This window comes from Acidaminococcales bacterium, from assembly GCA_031290885.1.
GTDB lineage: Bacteria > Bacillota > Negativicutes > Acidaminococcales > JAISLQ01 > JAISLQ01.
In genome coordinates this window covers 37,061-59,741 of sequence record JAISLQ010000046.1, presented here as the reverse complement: position 1 = coordinate 59,741, position 22,681 = coordinate 37,061, and the positions used below count along the sequence as shown (strand labels likewise).

The 22,681-nt window shown below is 52.6% G+C and carries 25 protein-coding genes; 5 read left to right on the top strand and 20 right to left on the bottom strand.

Features of this window, described 5'->3' with window-relative positions:
• From LBO03_05690 to LBO03_05680, 3 genes are all read right to left on the bottom strand, one after another.
• The coding region (locus LBO03_05690) for a hypothetical protein (protein ID MDR3349081.1) at positions 1 to 223 on the bottom strand (223 nt) is incomplete at its 3' end.
• A complete protein-coding gene (locus tag LBO03_05685; GenBank protein ID MDR3349080.1) occupies positions 216 to 1,121 on the bottom strand; it encodes a hypothetical protein in 906 nt (301 codons plus the stop codon). The genes LBO03_05685 and LBO03_05690, both read right to left, overlap by 8 nt.
• Positions 1,118 to 3,274, bottom strand: coding sequence for an NAD-dependent epimerase/dehydratase family protein (locus tag LBO03_05680; GenBank protein MDR3349079.1), 2,157 nt, complete (start codon positions 3,272 to 3,274; stop codon positions 1,118 to 1,120). Before LBO03_05680 ends, LBO03_05685 begins: the two co-directional genes overlap by 4 nt.
• Positions 3,275 to 3,871: 597 nt before the next feature.
• Here LBO03_05680 and LBO03_05675 point away from each other — a divergent pair.
• The 4 genes from LBO03_05675 to LBO03_05660 all read left to right on the top strand — a co-directional run bounded on the left by LBO03_05675 (position 3,872) and on the right by LBO03_05660 (position 5,839).
• Positions 3,872 to 4,120: a virulence RhuM family protein gene (locus LBO03_05675; protein ID MDR3349078.1), complete on the top strand. Its 249-nt coding sequence runs from the start codon at positions 3,872 to 3,874 to the stop codon at positions 4,118 to 4,120.
• Positions 4,121 to 4,233: 113 nt separating this feature from the next.
• Complete coding sequence (locus LBO03_05670) at positions 4,234 to 4,968, top strand: restriction endonuclease subunit S (GenBank protein ID MDR3349077.1); 735 nt, start codon at positions 4,234 to 4,236, stop codon at positions 4,966 to 4,968.
• Positions 4,937 to 5,524, top strand: coding sequence for a restriction endonuclease subunit S (locus LBO03_05665; GenBank protein MDR3349076.1), 588 nt, complete (start codon positions 4,937 to 4,939; stop codon positions 5,522 to 5,524). Before LBO03_05670 ends, LBO03_05665 begins: the two co-directional genes overlap by 32 nt.
• A 21-nt stretch (positions 5,525 to 5,545) precedes the next feature.
• Positions 5,546 to 5,839, top strand: a complete 294-nt coding sequence (locus LBO03_05660) for a hypothetical protein (GenBank protein ID MDR3349075.1) — start codon at positions 5,546 to 5,548, stop codon at positions 5,837 to 5,839.
• 141 nt (positions 5,840 to 5,980) lie between these two features.
• On the opposite strand, the gene LBO03_05655 is transcribed toward LBO03_05660, so the two are convergent.
• From LBO03_05655 to LBO03_05575, 17 genes are all read right to left on the bottom strand, one after another.
• Complete coding sequence (locus tag LBO03_05655; GenBank protein ID MDR3349074.1) at positions 5,981 to 6,397, bottom strand: hypothetical protein; 417 nt, start codon at positions 6,395 to 6,397, stop codon at positions 5,981 to 5,983.
• The gene (locus LBO03_05650) at positions 6,390 to 7,718 is read right to left on the bottom strand and encodes an AMP-binding protein (protein ID MDR3349073.1); all 1,329 of its coding nucleotides are present in this window, start codon (positions 7,716 to 7,718) and stop codon (positions 6,390 to 6,392) included. Before LBO03_05650 ends, LBO03_05655 begins: the two co-directional genes overlap by 8 nt.
• A gap of 2 nt (positions 7,719 to 7,720) precedes the next feature.
• Positions 7,721 to 8,872: a thiolase family protein gene (locus LBO03_05645; protein ID MDR3349072.1), complete on the bottom strand. Its 1,152-nt coding sequence runs from the start codon at positions 8,870 to 8,872 to the stop codon at positions 7,721 to 7,723.
• Entirely contained in the window at positions 8,869 to 9,420 is a 552-nt protein-coding gene (locus tag LBO03_05640; GenBank protein MDR3349071.1) for a biotin transporter BioY, read from the bottom strand. The genes LBO03_05645 and LBO03_05640 overlap by 4 nt, the downstream gene beginning before the upstream one ends.
• 301 nt (positions 9,421 to 9,721) lie before the next feature.
• Positions 9,722 to 10,006 carry a zinc-ribbon domain containing protein gene (locus tag LBO03_05635; GenBank protein MDR3349070.1) on the bottom strand — a complete coding sequence of 95 codons (285 nt, stop codon included), beginning with the start codon at positions 10,004 to 10,006 and terminating at the stop codon, positions 9,722 to 9,724.
• Positions 10,007 to 10,317: 311 nt separating this feature from the next.
• Positions 10,318 to 10,929, bottom strand: a complete 612-nt coding sequence (cobC, locus tag LBO03_05630) for an alpha-ribazole phosphatase (GenBank protein MDR3349069.1) — start codon at positions 10,927 to 10,929, stop codon at positions 10,318 to 10,320.
• Between the two features lie 70 nt (positions 10,930 to 10,999).
• Positions 11,000 to 12,085 (bottom strand): threonine-phosphate decarboxylase CobD, encoded by a 1,086-nt coding sequence (cobD, locus tag LBO03_05625; GenBank protein MDR3349068.1) that lies wholly within the window; start codon positions 12,083 to 12,085, stop codon positions 11,000 to 11,002.
• A gap of 1 nt (position 12,086) precedes the next feature.
• Positions 12,087 to 12,935, bottom strand: coding sequence for a hypothetical protein (locus LBO03_05620; protein MDR3349067.1), 849 nt, complete (start codon positions 12,933 to 12,935; stop codon positions 12,087 to 12,089).
• 88 nt (positions 12,936 to 13,023) lie between these two features.
• Entirely contained in the window at positions 13,024 to 13,827 is an 804-nt protein-coding gene (locus LBO03_05615; protein ID MDR3349066.1) for a hypothetical protein, read from the bottom strand.
• A 368-nt stretch (positions 13,828 to 14,195) separates the two neighbouring features.
• The gene (locus tag LBO03_05610; GenBank protein ID MDR3349065.1) at positions 14,196 to 14,933 is read right to left on the bottom strand and encodes a hypothetical protein; all 738 of its coding nucleotides are present in this window, start codon (positions 14,931 to 14,933) and stop codon (positions 14,196 to 14,198) included.
• Between the two features lie 150 nt (positions 14,934 to 15,083).
• The gene (locus tag LBO03_05605; GenBank protein ID MDR3349064.1) at positions 15,084 to 16,061 is read right to left on the bottom strand and encodes a nicotinate-nucleotide--dimethylbenzimidazole phosphoribosyltransferase; all 978 of its coding nucleotides are present in this window, start codon (positions 16,059 to 16,061) and stop codon (positions 15,084 to 15,086) included.
• Positions 16,062 to 16,064: 3 nt separating this feature from the next.
• Positions 16,065 to 16,823, bottom strand: a complete 759-nt coding sequence (gene cobS / locus LBO03_05600; GenBank protein MDR3349063.1) for an adenosylcobinamide-GDP ribazoletransferase — start codon at positions 16,821 to 16,823, stop codon at positions 16,065 to 16,067.
• 198 nt (positions 16,824 to 17,021) lie between these two features.
• Complete coding sequence (gene cobT, locus LBO03_05595) at positions 17,022 to 18,047, bottom strand: nicotinate-nucleotide--dimethylbenzimidazole phosphoribosyltransferase (GenBank protein ID MDR3349062.1); 1,026 nt, start codon at positions 18,045 to 18,047, stop codon at positions 17,022 to 17,024.
• Positions 18,048 to 18,064: 17 nt separating this feature from the next.
• Positions 18,065 to 19,018, bottom strand: coding sequence for an adenosylcobinamide-phosphate synthase CbiB (cbiB, locus tag LBO03_05590; protein MDR3349061.1), 954 nt, complete (start codon positions 19,016 to 19,018; stop codon positions 18,065 to 18,067).
• Positions 19,015 to 20,529 carry a cobyric acid synthase gene (locus LBO03_05585; protein ID MDR3349060.1) on the bottom strand — a complete coding sequence of 505 codons (1,515 nt, stop codon included), beginning with the start codon at positions 20,527 to 20,529 and terminating at the stop codon, positions 19,015 to 19,017. Before LBO03_05585 ends, cbiB begins: the two co-directional genes overlap by 4 nt.
• A complete protein-coding gene (gene cobU, locus LBO03_05580) occupies positions 20,526 to 21,116 on the bottom strand; it encodes a bifunctional adenosylcobinamide kinase/adenosylcobinamide-phosphate guanylyltransferase (protein MDR3349059.1) in 591 nt (196 codons plus the stop codon). Before cobU ends, LBO03_05585 begins: the two co-directional genes overlap by 4 nt.
• Positions 21,117 to 21,255: 139 nt before the next feature.
• Positions 21,256 to 22,212 carry a TAXI family TRAP transporter solute-binding subunit gene (locus tag LBO03_05575; GenBank protein MDR3349058.1) on the bottom strand — a complete coding sequence of 319 codons (957 nt, stop codon included), beginning with the start codon at positions 22,210 to 22,212 and terminating at the stop codon, positions 21,256 to 21,258.
• Positions 22,213 to 22,314: 102 nt separating this feature from the next.
• On the opposite strand from LBO03_05575, the gene LBO03_05570 reads away from it, so the two are divergent.
• Positions 22,315 to 22,668: a hypothetical protein gene (locus LBO03_05570; GenBank protein ID MDR3349057.1), complete on the top strand. Its 354-nt coding sequence runs from the start codon at positions 22,315 to 22,317 to the stop codon at positions 22,666 to 22,668.
• Positions 22,669 to 22,681: the final 13 nt, after the last annotated feature.

Genomic DNA, 22,681 nt, shown 5'->3' with positions numbered 1-22,681 from the left:
CCGTGCGCAAGGCAGTGCCTTCATAAACGATCAGGAAATGGTCGCGGGCGCCGGCCGGCGCCGGCGCGAACGTCTTGCCGCTTCCGGCCTCTTGCGGGCGGTCAAAAGAAAACGCGTTTGCATTTTTCGGAAAGCGCAAAAAACCGCTCGTGCGGGTGTACTGCGAAAACAGCGCCATCGGAAGAACAAGCGCCAAAACGAAGAAAATGTTTTTTTTAACCATTGCGCGACTCCCTGTTCCAAAACCTTATTATGCCCAAGGCGCGGGGAGTAAGCTGAATGGGGCAGCTTTTCATCTCTTGCATTTTCGCGTAGAATTTATTGAAATCGCGCATCTGCTTGTAAAGCTTCATATAAGAAAGAAAAGGCACTTCCGACAAAGGATACTTTTGCGCGAATTTTTGGCAGTAGGTTTCCGCCTTTTTTAAATTGCCGAAATTAAGTTCATAGTTTATCTTCGTTTCATATAGGCCCGGGTCGTCGGGATCATATTCAATAAGGCGTTCCAGCGCGTTGTTATAGGCTTCTTCGCTTTTTCGGCGCGATACGTCATCAAGATAACATACTTTCAAATATTCGTCCATGTTTTTTACGTATTCCGTCAACAAATTTTTATCGTCAGGCCGCTCTTGCAGCTTTTTGTTCAAATCAAATAATTTTTTCTCAATTTCCTCAACCATGGTAGTAACCATTGAAACAGCGTAATGGGATACTTCGCGGTCTGCATCTTTAATGGCTTTGCGCAAAACGTCTTTGTTGCTGAGAACATTTTGCTTTACGGCGTTAGTAAGCAGGATACGCTTTTGTTTGGCATCGTCCATCGCCAAAACGTCGTTTAATGATATCACATCATCCTCATATTTCTCAAGCTCGCCCATAATCAGCCGCCCGAGGGATGACTTGTTATATACGTCGACAGTCATGCGCTCATCCGAATTGGCGAACGACTGCGCCAAACGCACGCCCAAAAGGAAGATTACGCCAAAAACCGGCATGGCCAACGCAATGACGCCTTCGCTAAAAGACTGCGTGTTGTTGCCTACTTTTATTCTGGCAAAAACATAATACGCAAAACAAACCAAAAGATGGACGGCGGCCAACGCCGCAAAATCAAATTTCATTGTTCATGTTCCGAGACACGCACACAATCAAAGCCAATGTTCTTTATGCGTTTTTGTACCATCGGAATCATATCTTCATCAATATTCCATAAAATAACATTTATTTTGCCTTCTTCGTCAAGTCCGATGAAATCTTCCTCGCGCAGCACGTTCAGCATCTTGTCGCTGATTTCGCGCATATTCTCTTCCTGCGTAATTATTTTGAGGGTAAAAGCCGAAACGTAATCATAGCGATCCAAGCGGTTTTTATAAATTTCCCTCTGTATTTTAGCAAACTCGTCGGCGATAAGTATGCGGGTGTCGGGCAGATATTTTTTGTCTTGTGCCTGCGCTTCGTACAAATAGGCCCTGTTCAGCGCATCGGAAATCAGCCTGGTGGTAACCTGCAAAAGGTCTTGCTTGTAAAGGTTAAGATCTTCAAAGGACAGATCATAAAGCTGAATAACGGCGATAACTTCACCGTCGCGCAGCACCGGCGCGGCCATGTCGGGCAAGCCGGGGGTCAACATCTTGTTGACGAACAATTGCCGATCTGCCAGCATATTGCGCAAGTATTCGTATGCTTCCACTTTCAAGGACTTTGGCAGGTCAACTGTCTTATAGCCGAGCCGTATCTTTTGCCGCAAATAATATTTATTGTTGCTGCCAAAAGAATAAACCGCCAAGTGCTCGGTTCCCGTTATTTCCGACAACACTTCGCCGGCAACGGTAAAAATGCCCTCCACGTTGACATTGTCAAGCTTTTTGATAATCCGGTAGGTGCTGCCCAGCGTATCTTCAGAATTAACTATTTGTTTGTACAGGCGGTTCTTGGCGTTTACGTTTTCCAAATAGATACGCTCAAGGAACTTATACCGCTCCTTGATCTGCGCCACGTCTCTTTCCAAGAAACTGCGCAGCCTTTCTCGGTTGTCGGTTATATATCCGCTTAATATGCCGAAAAAGAAATAGGCGGAAAAATGGACAATATATTCGGTTTTATAAATCATGGAAACAAAGTCGTCATATTTAGTTATTATGTTGTAGGAAAGCAAAATAGCGGACAACGCCGTGGCCGGGATGGATTGTTTCTTGCCGTACAATACTCCCATGGTCAAAATGTAAACAAAATTATAGTCAAGGTTTATATTGGGATCGACAATCGAATTGTCGTACACAAACACGGACAGAAGGACCATGACGCCAAAAAACGCCAAGTTTTCGACATAAGGGCGCATATTTTTCCACAGGGCGCCTTTTCCAGCTTTAGCGGCATCTTCCGTATCGGCCGGAAGGTTGTTTTTATACCAATAGCAAGTAGCGATAATGCCCTTTTTTATGTCATACTTAATCCGCCAGCCCAATTCCTCCCGGCAGGCGGAACTGTCGGCCGACATGCGGACGATATCGCCCGGACGGGCTTTGGCGCGCTCGACTTTAAGATCGGTAAGTTCCTTGAATATTTCAAGGCAATCGTTGACGGCCGTTTCGGAATTTGACGAAACCGTAAGGCGCTCGCCTTGATAGTTTCTTGAAATCATCCGGTATATGGCGTCGGCAACGTCGTCCACGTGGATGAAGTCCCTCGTCTGGCGGCCATCGCCGTAAACAACGAGCGGGCGATAATGAAAAACCCTTTCGACAAATTCGCTTAAAACGCCTTTCTTTTGCCTCGGGCCGTAGACGTTGGAAAGAAAAAGCGCGGCAACGTTCATGCCGTAAAGTCGGCGATAACCAAGGCAATAATTAACCGCTGTCGTATGCCAGGCCTTTTCCGGGGAAACAGGCAATTCCATCGGCCGGCCATCGTGAGCGAGCAATTTTGCGTCAGGGGAAAAGAACGCGGAAAAAGCGCAAATGACCTGCTTGGCCTCGTATTTTTGCGCCATGGCCAAAACATTGGTCAATCCAAGTTGATTTGCTTTGAGCCCCTCAATGTCGGTTACCTCCGCAACCGCCAGGTGTACGACCACATCTATGTTATTTATGCGGAAAACGTCTTCGCATTGCGCGCCGCCGGCATTGATCTGATAAAAAGTATGTTTTATTTTCAGATTATTTACTGCGTTAGAAGACAAATTATCGACGATAAATATATTGCAGCCTTCCTTGGACAAGCGCTCCGCGGTGGCGGATCCGATAAAACCATACCCACCGGTAATTAACACATTCATGTTTTTCCCCTTTTTGCCAAACTAAACTGCCTTCAGCGGCAGATTACGCGCCCGCCGAACGTCAGTCGGATACCCGCCCGAAGCAATCCTCCCGCTGCCGCGCCTCAGGTCCGGTTAATTAAGCGATGGGGGCAACTTTATATGTTTGCAAAATACCGCGCCGCATACTTAACTATATATAGATGTTATTACTTGCCGGGCATACTACATAATGTAATTATTATAACAAATTTATGCAATTTATTGCCATTGTAGGCATATTATATACCAAAACAAATGACAAGTAAATGCTTATATTAAGAAAAATGTGTAAAATAAAGCAACTCTCTTTTCGCATATTTTAGCATGTTTAAGATTTCAATCAGATGTTTCGCCACGCTTTATCTGATAAAGCCTAAGCACTAAAGTGCGTTTTGCCAAGGTGGTTTTGCAACAAAGGTTTATCCTCGAACAAAGATTTACAATTTGTACATACATTCGTTGGATTTTGGAAAATGCCTCGTGAATTATTCGTTCTTTCGATGTATAATGTAACCAATATAAAACGTGGCGAGGTTAGATTGTGGACTGGATGACCGTTAAGGAAACATCGGAACTTTGGGGAATAAGCGGGCGGCGCGTCCAGATACTCTGCGGCAAGGGGAGAGTTGGCGGCTGAACGAATATATCCGCAAAGGGTTCACTATGGACGACGAGCGACCGAAAAACGGCGGCGGGCGTTACTTGCGCGAACTGCCGCAAGGCATCCGCGACCTTCGCAGCAGCGAGCGCAACCTCTATCGGCAGGTGACGGACATCTACGCCACGGCAATCGACTGCAACCCGAAAGCCGAGATTGCGCGGTAGTTTTTCGCTGCGGCGCAGAACAAAATGCGCTGCGCCGCCCATAAGCGCACCGCCGCCGAGGTGATTTGCGAACGCGTGGAACTTGCGCCAAAAGACGCGGGAGGGGAAGAAATATGGGCAGAATGGACGCGCTGATCAAAGAACATTGCCCGAACGGGGTGAGGTACGCCAAACTTGGGGAGATAGCGACCGATATGTATCGCGGTTCGGGCATTAAGCGTGAAGAAGTGACCGCAACGGGTACGCCTTGTGTTCGATATGGTGAAATCTACACTACTTACGGCATTTGGTTTGACGAGTGCGTTTCTCGCACGCAAACAGGCATTAAGACGTTCGGACACGGTGACGTTTTGTTTGCCATAACAGGCGAGAGCGTTGAGGAAATTGCGAAGTCAACCGTTTACATCGGTCACGAAACCTGTTACGCTGGCGGCGATATTGTCGTTATGAAGCATAACCAAGACCCGAAGTATATGTCTTATGCTCTTTCCACAATAATGGCGCAAGAGCAAAAGAGTAAAGGACGGGTAAAAAGCAAGGTCGTTCATTCAAACATACCGGCGTTGCAAGCTATTCGTATCCCCCTCCCGCCGCTGCCCGTGCAGCGTAAAATTGTCGAGATACTCGACAATTTTACGGAGCTTGCAGCGGAGCTTGCAGCGGAGCTTGCAGCCCGGAAAAAGCAATATGAATATTACAGAAATTACCTCTTGACATTTGACGAAAACCGTGAAACGCTGTTGACAAACAAACAAACAAACAAACAAACAAACAAACAAACAAACAAACAAACAAACAAACAAACAAACAGTCTGGCTGAAGCTGGGCGAGATATTTACAATGCGTAACGGTTACACGCCGTCAAAAGCGAACACGGAATACTGGACAGGCGGGACTCTACCGTGGTTCAGAATGGAGGATATACGCGAAAATGGGCGTATACTTGCGGACAGCATACAGCACATAACACCGCAGGCAGTAAAGGGGAAATTGTTCCCCGCAAACTCAATTATAATGGCAACGACGGCAACAATCGGCGAACACGCGTTGCTAATTGCTGATTCGCTGGCGAATCAGCAATTCACATTTTTTACCCAAAATGTTAATCGCCCTGACATAAAATTGAATATGAAATACGCCTTTTACTATTTCTTTATAATCGGCGAATGGTGCAAAGAAAACGTGAATGTGTCAAGCTTTCCAAGCGTGGATATGGAGCGGCTGAAAAAGTACCGAATGCCGATCCCGTCCCTTGACGAGCAGGAGCGCATAGTCGCTATCCTTGACCAATTCGAGGAACTGACCACAAATCTAACGCAGGGCTTGCCCGCCGAAATCGCGGCAAGGAAGCGGCAGTACGAATATTACCGCGACAAACTATTGGCCTTTAAGGAGTGCGCTTGATGAGCCAAGTGAACACGCCGCTTGAAGCGGCCGTATCTGTTCGAGCACGTTCAGATTTTCGTAATTTCCAACGGCGCGGAAACCAAGCATTGCAACAACGCCGCCCGCAACGCCCATATCAAAGATCAGGGAACTAACGAACGCCGCAAGAGCAAGAAAACGAGCGGCCGCTTTGAGTTTGCCTCATGCTGGGCGGACGCGAACAATAAGCGCATCGACGACATCGTGGATTTCGCCAAGACGTTTTTCGCCAAGGGCAGCATTGCCGAAGCAAAACGGCTTGATTGTCGCAACCCATTCCGCTTTCGTCCATAATTTCCAGGAAATCGCCCCGTTTGGCTTGCCGCTTGCGATTCGAGCATTCTATGTCGGAGAAAGTTCGCTGCTTCATCTTTTGCGCCCGCTTCCCTTTCTGATTTTTGCATCATGCCATTTTGCGGGAAGGCCGGCAATTAATCAGCAGTGATCTAAAAACACGCAGTTCCAACGGGCGCTCAGGATAAACTTGCCGCCGCAACGCGCTTCGCCCGTTTGCCGCAGGATCTTGCCTTTGGCTTTAATTGTCCGTATTTCCATGTCAACGACGGCGGGCAGTTCGGCAAAGCCGCGCACCCTGACTTTATTTATGGACGCCAGGACGAACACGCCGCCGCCCAAGCCCATTTTTTTCATCCCCGCCCCGCCGCACTGTACCAAAGATTCGATGATTACGGCCGTTGGCACATATTTTTGCCCATCCGGCGCACATTGGGCAAAAATAAAGTCGCCGCCGTAAATTTTCACGGCGGAAATAAGTTCAATTTCCGCCGCCAATATCGCGTCCGCAAACAAGAAAGGCTCCCTTTGCGGCAATAGGTCTTTGATGTTATCCATTTGCGCCGCCCTCCGGCAACAGCTTAAGCGCCGCCCGATCGACCTTGCCGCTGCCGTTCAGCGGCAGGGCGTCGATAAAGATTATTTTCTGCGGGCAACTGTGCCTATCCATATTTTCCCGGCAAAATCGCGCGATCTCCTGTTTAGTGACGCCAGCGCCGCGCCGAACGACAAAAGCGCAGATTTTTTCCCCTTTTGTCGCGTCCCCGATCCCTGTTACTGCGGCATCGCCAATCGCCGGGCATTTTTTCAGCGCCTCTTCTACCCGTTCGGGCACAATTTTAACCCCGGCCACGTTTATCGTGCCCGCCGCCCGCCCGTAAAGGGTCAGGAAACCTTCCCCGTCCAGTTCGCCGATGTCGCCGGCGGTCGCTTCCGGGCGCAGTGCGGGGACTATATAAGGGCTTCTTACATAGACAAGGCCGTCTTTGATCCGCGCGCTGACGCCGGGGAAAAGGCGGCCGACCGAGGCTGGCCGCGCCAGGATGTCCCGCGCCCCGGCATAGCTGACGTGCCCGAGTTCGCTTGCGCCGTAATATTCCACTATCCGGGCGCGGGGAAAATATTCCAGCAGTTTCTCCGCCGTAGGTTTGTCCATTTTGGCGCCGCCGCTCACTGCCGACCGGACGTTTTCCGCCGGCGCTTTCATCGCCCGGAGCAGCACGCGGTAATTGGCCGGCACCATGAACACGGCGCTTACCTCATGTTCCGCCATTTCTTTCAGCCACCCGCGCGGCAGCTTCCTGTCGGCTATGACAGCCGCGCCGCCGGCAAAAAAAATGTGCAGGCACGCGTTGAGGTTTGCCGTGTAAGAAAGCGGCCCGGCTATGTAGAGCCGGTCATCGCCGTTTATGCCGAAAATTTTGCTTTGTTCGGGGAAAGCCGCCATCCAGCTGGCATGGTCGCGCCAGAGGGCTTTGGGCGCGCCGGTCGTGCCGGAACTTAAAGCGCCGAGGAAAATGTCGCTCTCGGCGACTGCGGGCAATTCCCCCGCCGGCCTGCCGCCGCCGACAAATCCATCGGCAATTTCATGTTTTATGTTATAGGCCGACAAAAGTTCCCGGCAGCTTCGCCCGGAAAATTCCGCGCCGGCAAAGACGCAGACGCCGCCGGCTTTTATTATGGCAAAAAAGGCCAAAAGCTGCTCGGCCGGGTCGGACAGGCGCAAGAGTACCTTGTCGCCTTTTTGTACAACAGATGCCAATGAGCGCGCCGTTTCGTCGGCCTGCCGGCGCAGCCGGCCGTAGGTCAGGCGGCGCTTGCCGCAAATCAGGCAGGTTTTGTCGGCCGGGTGCTTTTCTATCAATTGTTGTATCAGCATGGTTAAATTTTTTCCGCCAATACGGCCGCGCCCAACCCTCCCACCGCGCCGATCGCGGCGATTCCGAAACGGCCTTTTGTTTTTTCCAGCGTTTTTAATAAATGCAGCAATATTATAGCGCCCGATGCGCCGTAAGGATGCCCGTAGGCCAAAGCGCCGCCCAATTTATTGACTTTTTCCGGCGGCAAGCCCAATTTCCGGCAGCAAGCCAGTATCTTTACGGCAAAGGCTTCGTTGATTTCAACGGCGTCGATTTCCTCAAGGCCGAGCGAACAGCAACGCAGCAAGGAGTTTATCGCGCAAACCGGCCCCAAGGGAAAATAGTTTGGATCGCATCCCGCGCTTGCGGCGCGCCGCAACTCGGCTGCCGGTTTCAGCGCGTGTCTGCGCAAAGCTTCCGGCGAGGCCAGGAGCACCGCCGCCGCGCCGTCGTGCTTTAGGCAGGCGTTGCCGGCCGTGATGCGCCCCTCACGTGCAACAATGCCTTTTAATCTGGACAAAAGGCGCATATTCATGTTCTCGCGCGGACATTCGTCGTCTTTGATCAGGCCGCCCCGCGCAAGCGGCAGTATTATATCGTCCAGGATGCCGCCGCGTTTGGCCGCGCAGGCCTTGCGATGGCTTTCCAGCGCCAAGGCGTCCATTTCGCGGCGGGAAATGTCCATTTCGCCGGCAAGCGTTTCCGCCGCCGCCACCGTATCAGGATCGCCAATTGCCAAAGGCGAAAAAGGCGCTTGTTCATAAAAGTCATCGTGCCCGGTAAACCGCGGGTCGTTTATATGAAAACGGCGGGCCGGCGCCATGCTGGTGGATTCCATCCCTCCGGCCACCACGAGTTCGGCCGCGCCTGCGGCAACCAAAGCCCAAGCCGCGCTTACGCCGGCCAGCCCGGAGGCGCACTGGGCGTCCACCGTCATCGCCGGAACGCCGTAAGGCCAGCCTGCCTGCAAAACAGCCACCCGCGCCAAGTTGCCGCCGGTCCCCGCCGCGTTGCCCAGTACCACATGATCGACGTGTCCCGGCGCAAGGCCAAAACGCGACAATATTTCGTTAAGTACGCAGGCGGCTAATTCTTCCGGCAAAAACAGGCGCAGCGCGCCGCCGGTTTTCCCGATCGGGGTGCGGACGCCGCCCACAATATATACTTTGTTCATTCGGCCGCCTGGAACCTGCCGGCGTGTTTATGCACGGCCACCGCCAGCATGCTGGCTATCCCCGCTTTCAGCAAGTCGCCGATGACAAAAGGCAGGGCGCCGGCGGCCAAGGCCTGGTAAAAATCCATGCCGGAAACAAAGGCCAGCCATGGGACGGCAAACAGGTACACGATAAATATGCCGCCCAATACGTTGGCAAAGAAAAACCTGACTGGCCCTGCGCTGCTGCCGCGCAGGAAAGCGATAAGGCCGGCTCCCGCCATAAAACCTAAATAATATCCGCCGCGCGGGCCGAAAAGAATGCCCAGCCCACCGGCGAACCCGGAAAATACCGGCAGCCCGGCCGCGCCCATGAGGATAATCGCCAATACGCTATTGACTGCCTGCCGCACGCTAAGTATACTGCCGGACAGCATAACGCCCAGGCTGATGCCCGAGATGGGCACCGGGCTGAACGGCACGGGAATGGACACAAATCCCAGGCTGATGGTCAGCGCGGCAAAAAGCGCCGCGTAAATAAAGTCTTTCAGTTTGCCAGCAGCATACATGATGCGCCCCCCCTTGGCGCACAGCCCTTCTGCGGCGGCCATGCGCGCTGTTTTCTCGTTTTTGCGCCATCATACTGCCCCCAGATTAAAATCACGCTATCGTTGCAGCCAATATTGAGGCATGTTTAAATCTGAGAACAGTATCAGTATAAACTGCGGCGCCTTTTTAGTCAACCATATATTTATTATGGTTAACCTTTATGGCAATAAAAATATCGTCTGTGCGCACACAGACGATATATCATTGCACAATCATTCCAGCACAAGCGGCACGAAAGCGCGGTTTAGCTAAGCAACGAGGTTACTTGCCGTTCCTGGCGCTGAAACAAGCGCGGCAATAAACCGGCCGTTCCATGGACGGGCGGAAAGGAACTTCCGTTTCCACTCCACACTCGGCGCAGACCGCCGGATACATCTGACGGGGAGCGCGCTCGCCGCCGTTGCGCTGTTTGCGGGCCGAACGGCACGCGGGACAACGCCCGGGTTCGTTGGCGAACCCTTTTGATTCGTAAAACTCCTGCTCCGATGCGGAAAATACAAACTCCGCGCCGCAATCGCGGCATACTAAGGTTTTGTCTTCTTTCATTTTTTAACACTCCTTCTACTCTTCCATACCCATTTAGGCGTCCACAGAGTCCCCTTAGCTTTCTCTCCGCCATTGGTTTGGATGGGAGAAGGTCTCAGTCTTACTGTAGGTCCATTGGATAGTTGGTATGTCTAAATTATATTTATAATTATTGGCAAAGTCAAGAAAATTTGAAAATTTAACGAAAACATTTTTTCGCGCAAAACACCGTCCCGGCAATTTTGCCATAAACCAACGCAAAAGCGGACAAATAAGGGTTACACAAAAAATCACGGCAATCATTTTGCGCAAAGCGCAAAATGAGCCCTCAATCAACATAGATGGTTTGTGTCATTGAGCAGCGATATGGAAAACCGGCCGCCAAAGGCCGACAATATGCTGATCCCGGCATTGTCGAGCTGAAACCGCCACACGCCGGCCGCCTGTATGTCAAGCGCATTGCCGAGGATCGCCCGGATGGTACCGCCGTGCGCCACCACCGCGATGTTTTCCTCAGGATCGGCGTGCCGATCCGCCAACGCCTGAAAAGCAGTGGCAACGCGCCGCCGCAGGTTGTCAAATCCTTCCCCGCCCGGTATTTTGAAACCGTTGGTGTTTTCAAACAGGTTTTTAAGCTGTCCGGGCCATTTTTCATTAATGGCGTCAATGTCAAGCCCTTCCCATTCCCCAAAGGCCATTTCCCGGAAAAGCGGTTCCAATACCACGGCCAGGTTGTGTTTTTCCGCGATGAGGCCGGCGGTAACCGCCGCGCGTTTAAGATCGCTGGCGTAAATGGCCGCGAACTTATTGCCGGCCAGCCGCTGCGCCAATTTTTGCGCCTGGCGCAGGCCTTTTTCGGAAAGCTCGACGTCGGTAGCGCCTTGAAGCCGTCTGGCGCTGTTCCAGTTTGTTTCCCCATGCCTGATCAGATAAATGTTTCTCATGTATGGATTACCTCAAAATCAATTTTATCTTTCGTTCAGTCGAGACACGCGGTGAATGGCAACATATGCCCTAACGTCCGATAAATTCGCCCAATATCGTTATGAGCTTTTCGTTTTCCTCCTGTCCGCGCACGGCAATGCGAACATAGCCGCCATCAAGTCCCGGATAATTGCCGCAGTCCCGGACAAGGACGCCGCGCCCGGCCAATCTTTCGCTCAATCGCTTTGCCGTCAGGCCGGTATTTCTTATGTCAAGCAGCAAAAAGTTCGCGGACGAAGGAAATACCTTTATCGCGGGAAAAGCGGACAGCGCGGCCGTCAAATTTTCCCGCAGCCGCGCAACAAGCGCCCGGCTTTCAGTTATATAAGCTTTGTCCGACAGCGCGGCTTTGCCCGCCGCCTGCGCCAAGCTGTTCACGTTCCAGCGGTCGGCCGCGCCTTGAAGCCGCAAGGCCAGCGCGGACGAAAATACGCCAAATCCCAGCCGCAGCCCCGGTATGGCGAAAAACTTGGTCAGGGAGTGAATAACCGCCATATTGTCGTATTCCGCGCAAAAGTGCCGGAGCGTACTTTCGTCCGGCTGCGGCAAAAAATCTATAAAAGATTCGTCAATTGCTATGAAACAGCCCTTTGCCCGCGCCAACGCCAGAAAATCACGCAGGCCGCTTTGCGCCAGCAAGTTGCCGGCCGGATTGTCCGGATTGCCTATGAATGCCAGCGCGCCGGGCGGCAAGGCGCAAGCCAATTTTTCCAAGTTGATTTTGAAACAATCGCCGGCCTCCAGATAAAAGTATTCCACGCGGGCGCCCACGGCCAAGGCCGCACGTTCATATTCGCTGAAAGACGGCACAGGCAGAAACACCCGCGCCGGCCGCAAAACATGGCACAAAAGATAGATGAGTTCGGCGGCCCCGTTGCCCAGCGCCAGCGCGTCAGGCCGCACGCCGTAATGCAGGGATATAGCTTCCCTAAGTTCAAAAGCCGCCGGGTCGGGATAATGGACGACTTGGGCGATATTGTCCGCGATCGCCCGCCGAACTTTATCCGACAGGCCAAGCGGATTGATATTGGCGCTAAAATCCAATTCCGGCGTTTTGCCGGTCAACCGCGCCGCCTGATAAATATTTCCCCCGTGTTCAAACTTGCCATCGTCCATATCAAAATATTCCGCCGCCCACCAGGTCGGCGCTCCCTAAGTATTTCAGCCCCGGGCAAGCGGCAAGGATGTCCCGGACGCATTTGCCCAATTCCCCGCCGCGTGCCCCGTCAAACAAAACGCCGGCCACCGCGCCGCTATGCGCGGCATTTACGCCGAGCGCGCCGCAATTGTTGCCGATGACGATCATTTTTTCCAGGTACGGTTTGTGCAATATTTTTTGGTTGGCCAAGGCACTGATAGTCGCGCCTTTACCGACCAGCACGGGATTGCCGTCCGCTATCCCTTCCCGGACAAGCGCGTAAGCTTGCGCGAATTCTTCCTGCTTTTCCAAGCGCAGCGCCCTAAGGTCGTTTCTTTTGTTAAAAGCGATTGTATCGATTTCCCCGCCGAAATCAAAAATCGCCAGCTTTATCGGCGGCGGGGCACCGAGGTTTATCAGCCGTTCGCCGCGAATATGGTCAAAAGCGACGATGCCCGGGAAAAACACCCCGTCTGTCGGCTCAATGGCTAAGGCGATTTTTTTTATCTCCTCCGGCGTCACGGGCAGATCCAAAGCGCGCGCCGCCGCCGCGCAAGCCGCCGCTATGTCCGCGCTGCTGGAAGCCATGCCTTTGCCGCGCGGCAATTTTGATATGACCGTCAAAGCAAACGGGCGGCCGCAACCATTGTTTTGCAAAAATTGGCGCACGGCCGCGTATGCTTTGCAGTCTTTCGTCTCGTCGGCGACATCGGCGGCAAAACTGATATTGACTTCGCTGTGCCACGATATGGGGCAGGTTACGAGCAAATCGCCGCCATCTATAAAGCCCTGCGCCAACTCCCCGCACGAACCCGGAACTTTTGCCATATTAAGCCATCCTGTACCGCTGACGAATGAGTTTTTTTGTGCCGCCGCAGTTTAGCGCCTTGAACGCGAAAGGCGCGCCTAGGTATCTTTATTGAACGCTTTCGTCTTCGCTTTCAAGGCAATAACCTGCCGCCGCCTTTAATTTAGATTTGGTTTTGCGGACAAAGTCCTTTGCCTGGTATCTGTAAAAAACAAACCAGAAAAAAATTTTTGCTTTTAGGGAACGCACCCGCATTTCTTCAAAAGGATTGACATTAAACAACTCTTTTATTCTCACCATATCCTTAGCCTGACAAATTGCTATCGGCGTATGGGCCGAAATGGAAAGGTCAATTATCTTGTGTTTGTTTTCCGGCGTAATTATTACATTCTTATACCTAAAGTCGCAAGCTGCCAATCCGTAAGAATGCAATTCACTTAAAAGGCGAATTGCCGGCAACCAATGTCTTTCATGTTCACCGCAAAAATCATGATTGAGAATATTTCCCTCGACATATTCGGCAATGACAAATATTTCTTTCGTGCAAAACCCTGTCTTTCTTTCCGCCACCAAAAAAATATCCTGCACTACAGCGCAACCTTGCTCAATCGCCTTGGCCGTCAAATGAAAGTTTCTTTGATAATGCGAATAGCCGGCAAAAATCTCATAACAACTTTTTTCAAAAGTTTCTTTGTGCCGCAAAATATGTTTGACGGCAAATTTGCGTCCGCCTGTTTCAATAATATAGATATACCGGCCAAGTGCATGGTTCAGGTAAAGCGGCGTTGCAGCGTAGCCGCCGTCTTTAAATGTTTGCAAAATTTCTGGATAATTACCCCCTTCTCCCTCATTTTTGTTAACTTTCCAGACTATTTCCCAATCACCTTGCCGCTTCCGTAAAATGTTCGCCATGTTGCCACCTCAAAACTGCAATGTTTGCCATATATCCTGCCGCGATTAACAACAAAAGAACGCGATCATGCCTTGCTTAAAAACAAAATTTTGTAGTATGCCATGGGCAACAAAGCTTATTAGGCCAATGCGGTTCGTGATTCCATTACTGCAAGCGGCGGACGGTACGCAATTCCACCGCAGTCCAATGTGAACCAACTGTGGGATTGCGACAAGCATATTTACGCGGAGCGCCATTTGGCCGAATGCTTTTCCGAAAAATCAAGTAGTTCCGCCGTATTGTAACCCGCAACGGCAAGCCGATAGGACTTTACCCTTGCCGTTGCGCTATCGCCGTTTTGCTTAAATGAATTGTTCTTAAACAAGGCTTAGTCCTTTTCATCCAGTGTTTCATCTTCATTTTTAAGGGAATGATCTGTAAATATATTTAATTTCTGCCTAATTTGCCTGACAAAACACCTGATTTTATCTCTATAAAAAATAAACCAGAATAATGATTTCAATTTAATTGAAAAATTCAGTTCTTCAACCGGAACAAAATTAAAATATTTATAAAAACACAAAACATCCTTCGCTTGGCAATATGATATAAGAGAATTGATGGAGATGTCAATCGCCTTGAGCTTGTTTTCAGGAGTTACTATTATGTTGCCAGGCTGAAAATCGCATACGGCCAATCCATAAAGGTGCAATTGCTGCAAAAGATTGACTATAGGCCGCCGATACTCTTGTCGGGCATAATCACGTCCCAGCGGCCTGCCTTCAACATACTCAGCGATAATGAATATCTCCTTTGCTGTAAAACTGATTTTTCTTTCCGCCACTAAAAAAATGTCCTGCGCCGCAACACAGCCCTTGTCAATGGCCTTGGCCGTTAAACGGAGTATTCTTGGATAATATGCGCAACCGATGATTTTTTGATAACAAATCTTTTCAAAACGTTCTTTGTCCTGTTTAATGTGTTTGATAGCAAATCTGCGCCCGGCGGTTTCTATTAGATAGATATATCGCCCCAATTCGTAATTGGCATAAATCAGTTTGTGATAATTGCCGCCGTCTTTAAATATTTGCAAAATTTCCGGATAATTACCCCCCCCCCCCCTCATTTTTGTTAACTTTCCAGACTATTTCCCAATCACCCTGCCGCTTCCGTAAAATGTTCGCCATGTTGCCACCTCAAAACTGCAATGCTTGCCATATATCCTGCCGCGATTAACGCCTCCAAACGGAAAACCGGACTGCCCGGGGAAAGGTATTCAAATGTCCCCTAAGGGATGATGCACTGTATCGCGTCCAAAGGAATCCATCTCGTTGAACGCCTTTATGCCCGCGCTCAGGATTTGAAAACCCAAAAGACTTGCTTCGCCCGCCGGCGAATGGAGCTTTAAATCAAGCATAATCGACAATCCCAACTGCGTCAACAAAATGTTTTGCCCGGCATCCTCCAAGCTGGAAACGGCAATCAGGTAATCGCCAACCGGCGGGCGCAGGCCGGCCGCAACAAAAGCCGCGACAAAAGTCGCCAGGCCGTCCAAGAACACCGGCATGCCCATGCTGGCCGCTTGCAATATGCTTCCTATCATGGCGGGCATTTCCCAGCCGCCGAGTCGCCGAACCAATCCCGGCAAATCGTTTTTGTCCAAAGCGCCGTGAAAGGAAAAAACCTGCGCAAGCAGTTCCCGCTCGTCAAGGGCAAGCGTTTGGGCAAAACGCTCGCCGAAAAACATCGACATTAGCGCCGCTTGGCTGAGCGCGGCGCCGCCTCCGTAATGGCCGAGCCCGATCACGCCCGCCCCCGCCGCTCCCGCCGACTGCGCGGCCGCTCGCCCCGCCTGAAAAGCCGCCGTAAAATCACTTTCGCTCAACGCCGGCCGGCGGCGGATGTCGCCGCTCCTTTTCGTTCCTTCCCCGCCGGGGAAAACCTCGACAATAGAGGCGCCAACCGTATTGGCCAATACATTGAGGGCGTGCTTTCCGGCTAAAATACTTTCGCGAAAAGCCGCCGTCGCGTTTTTTTCTTCCCGGTCGTCCGCCGCCGCGCCGTGGTCGCTGAGAAAAACAAGCAGCGCTTTGCCCGGCTCGGTTATTTCGCCTGTTTTCCTCGCCGCCGCGTAAAGGCAAGTAATTTCTTCCAGCCGCGCCAAGGAACCGACCGGTTTTATCAGCCGGTCGAACCGGCTTTGCGCGTTTTGCCAAACTGACTTATCGATCGGCGATATTTTCGGTATTTGCATTTTTTAACTCCAGGCCATTTTTATTTGTAAAAGCGAAGCCAAATAAGTTGAAAATAAAAAGACAACGCTTCCGGTTTCGGCTATAAAGCCGTAAGTGTCGCCCGTAAGCCCGCCCAGCATTTTGTTCAGGCGGCGGGCGGCAAAAAAGGAATAGGCAAGGCAGATGGCAGACGCTGCGGCCAGTTGCCAGGAGAAAACGGGAATCAGCAGCAAAACGGCGAACAGGGCGGCTTTAAGGGCGCAGCTTTTTTGCGCGTATTTGGCAAAAAGCACGCCTATGCCGTCCGGCCGCGCGGACGCAAAGTGCGTTACGGCAAATGCTATGGCCAGCCTTGTTACAATCGGCATGGCAAACACAGCACAAGGCAGAAGTTCCTCCGCCAGGGCGTTATAGACCGCTACTTTTAAAAGCGCCACTGTTACAAAAGCAATCACGCCGTTAGCGCCGACGCGGCTGTCTTTCATTATTTCCAGCGCGCGGGCGCGCCCGCGCCCGGCAAACACGCCGTCCGCCGTGTCAAGCAAGCCGTCGTTCAAGGTGGCGCCGGTTATGAATATTTCCGCCGCCAACAAAACGGCGGCGCGCAGCAAGGAATTAAAGGGCGCAAGCAGCATGGACAAACAGGAAAGCAAAAGGCCAATGACCGCCCCCACCGGCGTAAACCAAGGGACGCTGCGCGAAAAGGCATCGTCCGCCCATTCTTGCTGGCGGCGCAACCGTATGCGGGTAAAAAATTGTAAAGCCGTGATAAAATTATTCATAACCTCTAAGCAGCCCCTAATACTGTTCGCAGTTTAAAACACTCCTTGATATTTGCTCTATAATTTGCCGCGTTGCGCGGCGCAAGACACAGGCGACCCGTAGTTTCGGCGCGCCTTTAGCGCAAAGCGGGGCAACGAACCGGCCGCAAAGACAGGATGATTTTATTCCGAAAACAGTACAAGCAGCGATTCGTGAATTTACGCCGCTTTGTTAAGTACCGCAATCGCGGCGTCCAAAAGCGAGACAACTACCGCCGCCCCCGTACCTTCGCCCAGCCGCATGCCGGCGGTCAGTACAGGTTCCAGGCGCAAGATGTCCAGCATAGCCTTATGCGCTATTTCCGCCGACAAATGCGATGCCAGCATATAGCCGCGTGCCGCCGGGAAAAGGCCGTGCGCGATCAGCGCCGCCGCCGTCGCGTTCAAACCGTCGATGAACACCGGCGCCCTTCTGGCCGCTCCGGCGATCAGCACCCCCGCCAAGCCGCCAAGTTCGTAGCCGCCCACTTTCGCCAGAACTTTCAAGGGCTCGCCCTTTTGAGGCTTGTTTACTCTTAGCGCCTCTTCAACGACCTGACGCTTTATCGCCATGCGCCGATCGCCTATGCCAGTGCCGCGCCCGACCGTCCGCTCGGGCGGCAAGCCGGTAAATACGGAAGCTATGGCGGCGCTGGCCGTGGTATTGCCGATGCCCATCTCCGACAGTACCAACATTTCATAACCCGCGTCGATACATTTGCTGGCCACGTCAAAACCGGCCTTGAGCGACAAAAAGGCCTGCTCGTCCGTCATGGCCGGCCCTTTGGTAAAGTCTGCGGTTCCGTAAGCTACTTTTTTGTTTATGAGCTGCGGATGCGGCAAAAGATCGGCGTTGACGCCGATATCGACCACAAACAGATCCTGGTTCCGTATCCCGGCGTGCCTTGCCAGCACGTTTGCCCCCGCCGCGTAACGCAAATATCCTTTAATCATCTGGACGGTAACTTCCTGGGGGAAGTTGCTGACGCCATAACGCGCGATGCCGTGGTCGCCGGCCGTAAGTATCATGGCCTTTTTTAATATTCTCGGTTCACGGCCGGTCATGGCGCCAATAGACGCCGCCATGTCCTCCAGTTTGCCCAGCCCGCGCTCATACTGGCTCAATTTCGACCAGCGCCGCCGCACCGCCTGCCGCGCCTTTTCATCGAGCGCGGGAATTTTTATCGACGCAAGGAATTTTTCCATTTTACCTCCAAAGCGATTTACCACAGGCCAATGGCCGTCAAGACGACGGCAAAAGCAACCGCCGCAAAGTACATGATGCGGACGGTTTTTTCAATATGCGCGGGCATCAGCCCATGCCGCGCGTCCCCCATGTGCCCCCGCCAAGAAGGACGGCCGGCATAATAGTTGCAACCGCCCAAGCGGATGCCTAAAGCGCCCGCCACCGCCGCTTCGGCCAAACCGCTGTTAGGGCTCGGGTGTTTGCCGGCATCGCGGCACAAAACGCAAAAGGCCCCTTTGGGATCGCAGCCCGGCAAGGCGGCCGCAGCGGCGACGATAAGGCACGCGCTTATCCGCGCCGGTATGTAATTGCATATATCGTCAAAACGGGCCGATGCCCAGCCAAAGTCCAAATAACGGTCATTTTTATAGCCCACCATCGAGTCAAGGGTATTGACCGCCCGATAGGCGAAAGCCAGCGGCGCGCCGCCAATAGCGGCGAAAAACAAGGGGGAGATTACGCCGTCGGTAATATTTTCCGCGACAGTTTCAACTGTGGCCCTGGTTATTTCCGCCGCGTCAAGCTTTCCGGTATCGCGCCCAACGATCAGGCCGGTCTTTTGGCGCGCCTTTGCGATATCGCCGGCCAAAAGCAGATTGTATATCTCTTGCGCCGCCTGGCGCAAGGCGCGCGGCGAAATGGCAAAAGACAGGATGAGCGCGCTGCCGACCGCGCCCGCCCGTTCTCCCGCTAAAAAAATAATTTTTGTCAGTAGATAACAAGTTAAATATACCAAACCGGCAACAGAAACCAACAAGAGCAGGCCGGCCGCCTTTTTGCGCAGCCGGCCACATTCCTTTTTCAAGAGGCGCTGTTCCATGAACGTGATTAATTTCCCGATCAATACGACCGGATGCCAGCCGCCACGCGGGTCGCCCAGCAGCAAATCAAATAAAAGCGCGCCCGCGAACAGAAAATTAAGGCCGCTCATTCGGACAACCCCATCAGCGCGTATATCCTTTCAAGGTCAAGCCGCGCGCGCGCCGCGTCAGCCAGCCGCCCGTAAGCGCGTTCTTTGCGCTCCGCCGCGCTGAGGCGTCCCTGTACGGCCGACAGTCCTTTGTTTGCGCGCAATTTGTCAATAAGCGCGTGCCGGAACGGATCGTTATCAAAAAGGCCGTGCAGATATGTCCCCATAACCAGCCCGTCCGCCCGCACAGCCCCGTCGGCGGCCGTCTCCCCTTCGCCCCGGTCAAGCCAAAAAGCGCTCGGCGCAGCTTTTGTATATTCGCTCCTGCCCATGTGTATTTCATAGCCGGCAAGACCGTCGGCGGAAAAATCCATCCGCAGGAAATTGTTGCCCCGGGCGCAGGCGGTTACTTGGCGGGTTACTTTGTCGGCGGCGAAAGTGGTTATGACCGGCAAAAGCGCCATCCCAGCCAATTGGCCTATTTCCGACTCGGTATGCTCCGGGTCTTTCAATTGCTCGCCAAGCATTTGGTAGCCGCCGCAAATCCCGATGACAGGGACGCCTTTTTTGTTTAGACTGATGATTTGGCTTTCCAGCCCCGATTTTTTTAAAAACAAAAGGTCTTCCGTAGTATTTTTGCTGCCCGGCACGACAATGAGATCAGGCGCGCCCAGTTCTGCCGCATCCCGCACATAGGCGACCTGCACGTCTTCTTCCGCTTCCAGGACGGCAAAATCGGTAAAGTTGGAGATCCGCGGCAGCCTGATCACCGCTATCCGTATGCCGCCGGCTTGGCTTTTCCTGCCGTCCAGGGCCACGGAATCCTCATCGTCAATATCAAGTTTTTCCATGTAATCAAGCACGCCCAAAACCGGCAGGCCTGTTTTGTCCTGCAAAAAGTCCAGCGCCGGCCGCAAAATATTTATATCGCCGCGAAATTTATTGATGATAAAACCTTTTACCAAAGAACGTTCTTCCTCGTCCAAAAGCGCCAGCGTCCCGACCAAGGAAGCGATCGCGCCGCCCCGGTCAATGTCGGCGACTATCAGCACCGGGGCGCGCAAATATTTGGCCACGCGCATGTTCGCGATGTCGTTCGCCTTCAGGTTTATCTCCGCCGGGCTGCCCGCGCCTTCAATCACTAAAACCTCATATTCGCCGGCCAGCAGGGAAAGCGCCTCTTGAACAAACCGGAAAGCCCGCGCCGCATAATCATTGTGGTAGGCGGCGGCGCTCATCGTGCCGACGGGGCGCCCCATAACAATGACCTGGCTGCTGGCGCTGCCTGATGGTTTCAATAGAATCGGGTTCATTTCCACGCGCGGCTCAATCATGGCGGCTTCGGCTTGTACGGCCTGCGCCCGCCCCATCTCGCGCCCGTCTTTGGTAACAAAGGAATTAAGCGCCATGTTCTGCGCCTTAAAAGGCGCGACATGGCGCCCGTCCTGTTTCAGTATGCGGCAGAGAGCGGCCGTTAAGACGCTTTTTCCGACATTGGAGCCGGTGCCCTGGAGCATTATGTATTTGGTCACAAGAAAACCTCTTTTTTCTCCAAATTCACCGCGATTTTTTTCAGGTCAACCGCTATGCCGCTTACCACTAAGTATACTTTGTCCGCCGCCGCCGCTACGACTTGGTTGACCTGTCCGGCAAGGTCGGAAAACTCCCGGGCGAGAAGATTGTCAGGTATTATGCCGCTGCCGACTTCGTTAGCAACAAAAACAACATTTCTGCCGCTTTGTTTCGCCGCCGCCACCAAAAGGTCGATCTGCCCGAGAACCTTTTCGCGCTTGGCCGCCGCATCCTCCCCGCCGTAAACGAGATTGGCGGCGTAAAGGGTCAGGCAGTCAAACAAAATGCTGTCCGCGCCGGAAACTTCGCGTATAACTTCATGTGCGTCAAAGGGCGCTTCGTAATTTGTCCAAAAGCTGCCGCGCCGCCTTTCCTGATGCCTCTGGACCCGCGCCCGCATTTCCTCGTCCAATATTTTCGCCGTAGCTATATACGCGCAACTTTCGCCAAGAACTTTCACCAGTTTCTCGGCAAATTCACTCTTGCCGCTGCGCGAACCGCCTGTAATCAAAACAATTGTCCCTTCAGGGCGCAAGTTACTATGCAAACAAAAAACCTCCCCCGCCGGGAAGGAAAACCGACGCTCGCGCCAACCCCTCCCCATCGCTTTTAAGGCCAGGAAACCCCCCATAGACATGGCTTTAGAATTTCGCAACACATACAAACGATCCTGCCTGACGGCGGATTTATTCTTTCAAAAACTTTTCCGCGCCCGCGTTGAAAGGCGCCGCCACGCCCGCAAAGGCGTTGGCTTTGCTGATGCCGTTGGCCGCCGGATGTACGCCGCGCAGTTTTTGCAGGTCGCCGTACATCGCTTTCACTATTTTATAGCCCATTTCGTCGCTTATTCTGTCGCTTGCCAGCAGCACCGACACAACCGACAAGGCGGTTACCGGCCTCGTCTGGGCGGCGTATGTCCCGGCGGGGATGACCTGCCGTTTATAAAAAGGGTGTTTATTCAGCAGCCCGGAGATTTCCCCGTCGTCAAGCGGTATAAATACAATTCGTTCTTTCAGCGCGGTTTCTTTCAGCAGTGCCGATGGACAGGCGGCGTTAAAAAACATAACGTCGGCCTTGCCCTCTGTCAGGGCCTTCACCGCGCCGTTATAGTCGAGATATTGCATTTTTACGCTTTTTTCCGGAACGCCGCAAGCGGCAAGTACGTCAAGCGCGGCCACTCCGGCGTCCGTAACGGCGGCCACGCGCCTTCCCCTTATGTCGCCGGCCTTCTTTATGCCGGAACGCTCCAACGCGGCGATATGCAGGGTTACTGGATAAAGGGCGCATATCCCGCGCAAAATGCCGACCTTTCCGCCCTGAAACATCTCCGTCCCGTTTACGGCATAATGCGCAACATCACTTTGCGCGATGGCCAGATCGGCTTTGCCGCCCGCCAAAAGCGCAATTCCGGCAGCCGAACCTTCGGTTGATTCCACCGATACATTCATTCCGGGTATGTCCCTGTTGAGTATATCCGCCAAAACGCCGCTGAACCGAAGGGGCATATCAGCCGCGCCGCCGGACGCCATGCTGATAAATTGCTGTTTTACCGGCACGACGGCGCTTCTTCTTTGCGCGTTGCCGCAACCCGCGAGCAAAGCCGCAAGCAGCAAAAAAATAAAGAAGCAGGTTTTTTTTCGCATAGGCCCTCCGACGGCAAAGAAAAAATAAAGTGCTTTTGCAAAGCAAGGTTTTTTTCAGTTATAATTGTTTTAATTATTGAAAACAAAGGAGCGGTTTGAACTATGGGCAATTTGTCTCTTACGCTTGCCAAAACGCTTTATCACAATATTTACCGCTGCGCCGTAAAAAGCGGCGACGGCTCGGTCAAAGGGTTCCTGCGCGTAGTGCCGGGAATGCCGCTTGAGCGCGGCCAACTGCCGCCGGACGCGCCGGATGCGCCGCCGTTTCTTTTGGTAATTGTCGACGATGCCGACATAAACAACGCTAATTTCCTGCAGTTTGAAGATAGCGTGTCGGCGCTGCTATTGACCAGATTTGCCGCCGAAGCCTTTCATCCGCAATACTGCCAATTTTACTATCCGAGCCCGGCCTTGACGCTTAGCGCGGAAAACGGCCGGGATCTTTTCGATTGCTGAATCGCCGAACCCT

Coding starts and splice junctions, on each gene's coding strand:
- LBO03_05570 (MDR3349057.1), top strand. CDS start 22,315: ATGGGCAATTTGTCTCTTACGCTTGCCAAAACGCTTTATCACAATATT.
- cobS (MDR3349063.1), bottom strand. CDS start 16,823: ATGAATAATTTTATCACGGCTTTACAATTTTTTACCCGCATACGGTTG.
- LBO03_05635 (MDR3349070.1), bottom strand. CDS start 10,006: ATGAAAGAAGACAAAACCTTAGTATGCCGCGATTGCGGCGCGGAGTTT.
- cbiB (MDR3349061.1), bottom strand. CDS start 19,018: ATGAGCGGCCTTAATTTTCTGTTCGCGGGCGCGCTTTTATTTGATTTG.
- LBO03_05680 (MDR3349079.1), bottom strand. CDS start 3,274: ATGAATGTGTTAATTACCGGTGGGTATGGTTTTATCGGATCCGCCACC.
- LBO03_05615 (MDR3349066.1), bottom strand. CDS start 13,827: ATGGCGAACATTTTACGGAAGCGGCAAGGTGATTGGGAAATAGTCTGG.
- cobD (MDR3349068.1), bottom strand. CDS start 12,085: ATGGACGATGGCAAGTTTGAACACGGGGGAAATATTTATCAGGCGGCG.
- cobT (MDR3349062.1), bottom strand. CDS start 18,047: ATGGAAAAATTCCTTGCGTCGATAAAAATTCCCGCGCTCGATGAAAAG.
- LBO03_05670 (MDR3349077.1), top strand. CDS start 4,234: ATGGGCAGAATGGACGCGCTGATCAAAGAACATTGCCCGAACGGGGTG.
- LBO03_05575 (MDR3349058.1), bottom strand. CDS start 22,212: ATGCGAAAAAAAACCTGCTTCTTTATTTTTTTGCTGCTTGCGGCTTTG.
- LBO03_05645 (MDR3349072.1), bottom strand. CDS start 8,872: ATGAACAAAGTATATATTGTGGGCGGCGTCCGCACCCCGATCGGGAAA.
- LBO03_05610 (MDR3349065.1), bottom strand. CDS start 14,933: ATGAGGGGGGGGGGGGGTAATTATCCGGAAATTTTGCAAATATTTAAA.
- cobC (MDR3349069.1), bottom strand. CDS start 10,929: ATGAGAAACATTTATCTGATCAGGCATGGGGAAACAAACTGGAACAGC.
- LBO03_05640 (MDR3349071.1), bottom strand. CDS start 9,420: ATGTATGCTGCTGGCAAACTGAAAGACTTTATTTACGCGGCGCTTTTT.
- LBO03_05685 (MDR3349080.1), bottom strand. CDS start 1,121: ATGAAATTTGATTTTGCGGCGTTGGCCGCCGTCCATCTTTTGGTTTGT.
- LBO03_05650 (MDR3349073.1), bottom strand. CDS start 7,718: ATGCTGATACAACAATTGATAGAAAAGCACCCGGCCGACAAAACCTGC.
- LBO03_05605 (MDR3349064.1), bottom strand. CDS start 16,061: ATGCAAATACCGAAAATATCGCCGATCGATAAGTCAGTTTGGCAAAAC.
- LBO03_05655 (MDR3349074.1), bottom strand. CDS start 6,397: ATGGATAACATCAAAGACCTATTGCCGCAAAGGGAGCCTTTCTTGTTT.
- LBO03_05620 (MDR3349067.1), bottom strand. CDS start 12,935: ATGGCAAAAGTTCCGGGTTCGTGCGGGGAGTTGGCGCAGGGCTTTATA.